Source organism: Roseiarcus sp. (assembly GCF_052145395.1).
Taxonomy (GTDB): Bacteria; Pseudomonadota; Alphaproteobacteria; order Rhizobiales; family Beijerinckiaceae; genus Roseiarcus.
Window position 1 is genome coordinate 1 of record NZ_JBKQOT010000136.1, and the last position, 5,348, is coordinate 5,348.

4 protein-coding genes are annotated in these 5,348 nt (G+C 66.8%); all 4 read right to left on the minus strand.

Going from position 1 to position 5,348, the window contains the following annotated elements:
* Window positions 1-53: 53 nt before the first annotated feature.
* Entirely contained in the window at window positions 54-1,655 is a 1,602-nt protein-coding gene (locus tag ACLP25_RS04815; RefSeq protein WP_442468089.1) for a xylulokinase, read from the minus strand.
* 454 nt (window positions 1,656-2,109) lie between these two features.
* Window positions 2,110-3,135 (minus strand): ABC transporter permease, encoded by a 1,026-nt coding sequence (locus ACLP25_RS04820; protein WP_442468090.1) that lies wholly within the window; start codon window positions 3,133-3,135, stop codon window positions 2,110-2,112.
* The gene (locus tag ACLP25_RS04825; protein ID WP_442468091.1) at window positions 3,132-3,929 is read right to left on the minus strand and encodes an ATP-binding cassette domain-containing protein; all 798 of its coding nucleotides are present in this window, start codon (window positions 3,927-3,929) and stop codon (window positions 3,132-3,134) included. The genes ACLP25_RS04820 and ACLP25_RS04825 overlap by 4 nt, the downstream gene beginning before the upstream one ends.
* Window positions 3,930-4,004: 75 nt before the next feature.
* A complete protein-coding gene (locus tag ACLP25_RS04830) occupies window positions 4,005-5,018 on the minus strand; it encodes a sugar ABC transporter substrate-binding protein (RefSeq protein WP_442468092.1) in 1,014 nt (337 codons plus the stop codon).
* Between the last annotated feature and the right edge of the window lie 330 nt (window positions 5,019-5,348).

A 5,348-nucleotide genomic window follows, 5' to 3' on the forward strand; every position in this document is an offset into this window, starting at 1 on the left:
GATATCGTCCTTGGAGCGCCAGAGGGGTCGTGGTCCGGTGGGTGGCCCGCCGGCTAGCGGATCGCCTCCGTCGCCGCCTTCTCGATCGCCAGCCCCGCCGAGTACCGCTTGAGCCACGTGGCGTAGCCCGCGACATCGGCGGGGTCGGGGTCCGCCACGTCGAGTTCGGCGCCCGCAAACACACGCCCCGCGAGGTAGTCGCTTAAGGGCTCGCCCGCGCCGGTGCGCAGGTACTCGGCCAGTACGGCGATGCCCCACGCGCCGCCCTCGCTTGCGGTGTCACCCACCGTCACGGGCGCGCCGATGGCCGCCGCCAGGAGGCGCTGCGCGACGCCCGCGGTCTTGAACATGCCGCCGTGCGCGAACATCGAGTCCAGTTGCACGCCCTCGCCGTGCAGCACGTTCATACCCAGGCTCAGCGTGCCGAAGGCGGCGTAGAGCTGGGTGCGCATGAAGTTGGCGAGCGTGAGGCGGCTGCCGGGGGTGCGCACGACGAGCGGACGTCCCTCGGCGAGCCCCGTGATCGGCTCGCCGGCGAGGTAGTTGTAGGCGATGAGCCCGCCGCCGTCCGCCTCGCCTTCCAGCGCCGCGCGGAACAGCGCGCCGAACACGGCGTTGGCGTCCGCGTCGGCCCCGATGGCGACGGCGAACTGGGTGAAGACCCCCGCCCAAGCCCCGAGTTCGCTCGCGCCGTTGTTGCAGTGGACCATCGCGACCAGGTCGCCCGCAGGCGTGGTGACGATGTCGAGCTCCTCGTGCACCACGGTCAGGGGCTTTTCGAGCACCACCATCGCGAAGATCGACGTGCCCGCGCTGATGTTTCCGGTGCGCCGGGCGACGGCGTTGGTGGCCACCATGCCCGTGCCGGCGTCGCCCTCGGGCGGGCACACTGGCGCGCCTGGGCTTAGCGCGCCGGTCGGATCGAGCCGTGCGGCGCCCTCCGCGGTGAGCGTTCCGGCGTTCTGGCCGGCGACGAGCACTTTGGGGAACAGCGCGGCGGCGTCGAGGCCCGGTCGACGGGCGGCGACCATCTCGCCGAACCGCTTAAGCATCGGCGCGTCGAAGTCGTGAGTGGCCGGGTCGATCGGGAACATGCCCGACGCGTCGCCCACGCCGAGCACTTTGCGGCCTGTAAGGCGCCAGTGCACAAAGCCGGACAGGGTCGTGATGAAATCGACGTCGGCGACGTGAGGCTCCTCGTCGAGGATCGCCTGGTACAGGTGCGAGGCCGACCACCGCAGCGGGAAGTTGAAGCCGAGCGTCTTGGTCAACTCGGCTGCGGCGCGCTCCGTGTTGGTGTTGCGCCAGGTGCGGAACGGGACGAGCAAGGCGCCGTCCGCGTCAAACGCCAGATACCCGTGCATCATCGCCGAGAAACCCAGTGCGCCGATGCGGGCGAGAGGCACGCCGTGGCGTCGCTCGACATCGGCCATCAGGCTCGCGGCGGCGGCCTGGAGGCCGGTCCAGATCGCGCTTTCGGAGTAGGTCCAGAGGCGGTCGACGAACTGGTTCTCCCAGCCGTGGCTGCCCGTGGCGAGGACCTGGTGGTCCGGCCCGATGAGGCACGCCTTGATGTTGGTGGACCCGAGTTCGACTCCCAGCGATGTGTGGCCCTCGGCGATCGCCGCGGTCGCGCCGGCGCCCTGCTGCGTCATCGGTTTTCAACTTCCTCGTCTGGTGTCCGCGCGCGCCGCGGACCACCGGTGTGAATGTTCATCCTCACCATACAGCACGGCGGGCGCCGATGGGGAGTCGATGGGTGTCCCAGGTGTCGGGAAGGCCGGTCGGCGTCGGGAGTCCGGCGCGGCGTGCCGAGAGCGCGGCGTTCTGGCATGCGTCGGAAACGATTGGCGCATTCTCTGTCTCACTCGCTGCACCCGAGTCCATGTCTGGACGGCCCCGCCGCGCAATGATGATTGCAATGCGGGACCGGTCGCGCGCAGTCATGTCGCATGTCCATGTCGATTGTGTCCCACCTGTTAGGCAGTTCAGGCTATGCGGGATGCGGCAGGCCATAAAAATTCGCCAAGAGGTCCTCGACGCGACCCGGGTCGCAGGTTCGAATGATCGCACTCCGCCCAAAGCGCCGAATCGCAAATCCGCCCTCTCTTATCGCCCGGTCAGCGACTGCCGCCTGATGCGGCGGTCGATCAGGGTCTGGAGCACGACCGAGATGACGATCACGAGGCCGAAGGCGAGCTGGGTGTAGAAGGCGTTGACGCCCGCCGAGACGATTCCCGCGTTGATCGCCCCGATGATGAACGCGGCGACGAACGTCCCCACAACCGAGCCCGTGCCGCCGAACACCGACGTGCCGCCGAGGAACACCGAGGCGATCGTGTTGAGGAGCGAGCCGTCGCCGGTGCTCGGCCAGAAGTAATAGCCGTAGATTGAGCTCATCATCCCGCTGAACACTGCGGTGACGCCGACGAGCACGAAGGCCTTGATCTTGACCCTGCCGACGTTGACGCCCATCAGCCGCGCGCTGGTCGAATTGTCGCCGGTCAGGAAGACGTGCGCGCCGAACTGGGTCCGGTTCAGCAAAATCCATTCGGCGATCAGGATCGCGACCATCCACAGCGTCTGAACCGGGAAGCCGAACAGCGGCTCGCGAAGAAGCGCGTGCATCTCAGGATATTGTTCGGCCGTCATCGGCACGCCGGTGCCGTTCATCAGCACGAGCTCGAGGCCGCGGAACAAAAACCCCGTGCCGATGGTGATGACCAGCGACGGGATGTTCAGCGAGGCAACCAGGAAGCCGTTGACGAGCCCGCAGAGGACCCCGGTCCCGAGCCCGCAAATGATGCCGACCCACCACGGCGCGCCGCCGTAGGCGGTGACGAGGCAGAACGCCGCGGTCCCGAGCGCCATCACCGAGGGAAACGACAGGTCGATCTCGCCGGTGATGACGACGAAGGTCAAGGACAGCGCCACGATGCCGAACAGGGGCGTCGTCTCGGCGAAGGCGCGATAGATGTCGATGTCCATGAAGACGCGCGGCGCGGCGGCGACGAAGGCGAGCCACATCGCGAAGCCCACGCCGATGATTCCCATCTGGCTTCCGTAGCGCAGAAGAAACGACGAGGGGGCGCCTCGGTTGCCGACCGGACGGGCTTGCAAAGCGTCTCCAGTCATGACGGCATCTCCATCTCGCCGGTCCGCGCGACGTGGTAAAGCCGCTCGATCAGCGCGTCCATCGTGATCTCCGAGCGGTTGAAGACGCCAGCGACCCGCCCGCGATCGAGCACGTAGAGCCGGTCGACGACCGGATAGATGTTGAAGATGTTGTGGTCGATGAAGATCGCCGACTTGCCGACCTCCTTGATGTGGCGGACGAAGTCGAGGGTCTTTTTGGTCTCGGTGAGCGAGAGGCCCATGGTCGGCTCGTCGAGGATGACGAGCTGGGCCTCGAAATAGAGCGCCCGGGTGATCGCCACGCCCTGCTTCTCGCCGCCGGACATGGTTGCGACCACGTTGTTGGGATGGACGGCGGCCGAGGTGAACCCCATGTGCTCGCTCATCAGCCGCGCGCATTCCGATTTCATGCGCTCGACGTCGAGCAGGCCAAAGCGGTTACGCAGCTCCCGGCCCATGAACATATTGCGCCAGATCGGCTGCTTCTCGCACAGCGCCCGTTCCTGGTACACGGTCTCGATCCCGAGGCTGCGCGCCCGCGCGACCGACCAGTCGTCCACCTGCTTGCCGTGGAAGTAGATCTCGCCGCCCGGATCGGGCGTGTGGAAGCCCATCACCACCTTGATGAGGGTCGATTTGCCGGCGCCGTTGTCGCCGAGCAGGCCCACGATCTCCCGTCGGTCCACTCGGAAATTGACGTCGGCCAGCGACCGGACTTCGCCGAAGGTCTTCGATACGTTCTTGAGTTCGATCACCGGCGGCTCGCCGGCGTTGGATGTCGCAGGCTCCGCCATGCCGCCTGACCCTTCTCACAGGAATCGAGGCGCCGCCGCGGGCGACGCCTCCGTTTTGGTTCGTGCTGCTGAGGCCTACCGGATTTCCTTCGCCGCCAGCGGCGCGACGACGTCGACATTCTTGGGGTCGACGAATGCGCCCGCCGTGTTGATGTCGAGGCCGGAGAAGCCGAATTTCTTGGTCAGGCAGATGTTGAGGATCGGCAGATAGCCCTGAAGGTAGGGCTGCTGGTCGATCACCAGGTCCTGATAGCCGTCCTTGACCGCCTTGGCGGTGTTGGGCGACATGTCGAAGCCGGCGAAGAAGACCTGGCCGGGCTTCAGCGAGGCGGCGCGGGCGTAGACGCCGACGTTCGCCGTCACCGCGCCGTGGTCGGTGACGACCAGCTTGACGTCGGGATTGGCCTTCATCACGCCGACGAAGGTCGCCGTGCCGGCGTTCGGATCGGCGTCGGTCGCCTTGTCGATCTCCTGGTAGATGACCTTGCCGCCCGCCTTCTCGATCGCCTCGATCACGCCGACCGTGCGCGAGCCGCGGTCTCCGCCCTGGCCTTTCAGACCCCAGACGAAGGCCGCGTCGCCGGCCTTGATGCCCGCGCGCTTGGCCGCCTCGGCGCCGAGCGCGTAGCCGGCGGCGTGGTTCGGCGCGCCGACGTAGCCCATGCCTTGAGGGCCGAATTTCTTCTGCGCCTCGGGCAAAGCCGAGTTCGCCGTGGTGAAGATGATGCCTTGCGCGAAGGCCTTTTCGATCTGCGGGTCGGTCGCGGCGTCGCCCGGATGGCCCATGAAGGCGATGCCGTCGACCTTGGTCGCGATGGCCTGCTGCAACTGGGTCAACATCGTGTTGGGGTCCCAGTTGGAGAAGTAGTAGGTCACTTTCGGCCCGAGATCGAGCTCGGCCTGCCGGTAGCCGTTATAGACATTGTTGGCGAAGACGCCGCCTTGCGGACCGCCCGGGAAGGCGGCGATCTTGACCCCCTCGCACCATTTCGCGACCGGATCGGCCGCGTGCGCCGCCGTCACGGCGCCGACCGCCAGAGCCGCCGCCGCGACCGCGCGCAGCATCGTGTGGATATTGTATTCTGTCACTGAACCCTCCCTCGTCGAGCCGATCGCCTGCGTTCGCTGCTTCGCCCGTTTTCGCCCGTCCGGACCGGCTTCCGGCCGCTCCCGCGGCGAAGTCCCGGCCGAACCGGCGCCCGAATGTGGACTGAGGCAGCGAATTTATCAACGGCCGGCCGGACCGATCCCTTCAGTCCGCGACCCGGAAGCGTGCGGACGCCCGGGGCCTTAGAGCCCGACTCGAAATTCAAACGGCTTCGTTTTTCCGCGCAATCCTTCGCATAAGGAGGAAAGCGAGGGCCAATTGGAGCCATGCGAGTGAGGATTCGATTGTCGCCTCGAAATCCTTTGACAGGC

Coding starts and splice junctions, on each gene's coding strand:
- ACLP25_RS04815 (WP_442468089.1), bottom strand. CDS start 1,655: ATGACGCAGCAGGGCGCCGGCGCGACCGCGGCGATCGCCGAGGGCCAC.
- ACLP25_RS04820 (WP_442468090.1), bottom strand. CDS start 3,135: ATGACTGGAGACGCTTTGCAAGCCCGTCCGGTCGGCAACCGAGGCGCC.
- ACLP25_RS04825 (WP_442468091.1), bottom strand. CDS start 3,929: ATGGCGGAGCCTGCGACATCCAACGCCGGCGAGCCGCCGGTGATCGAA.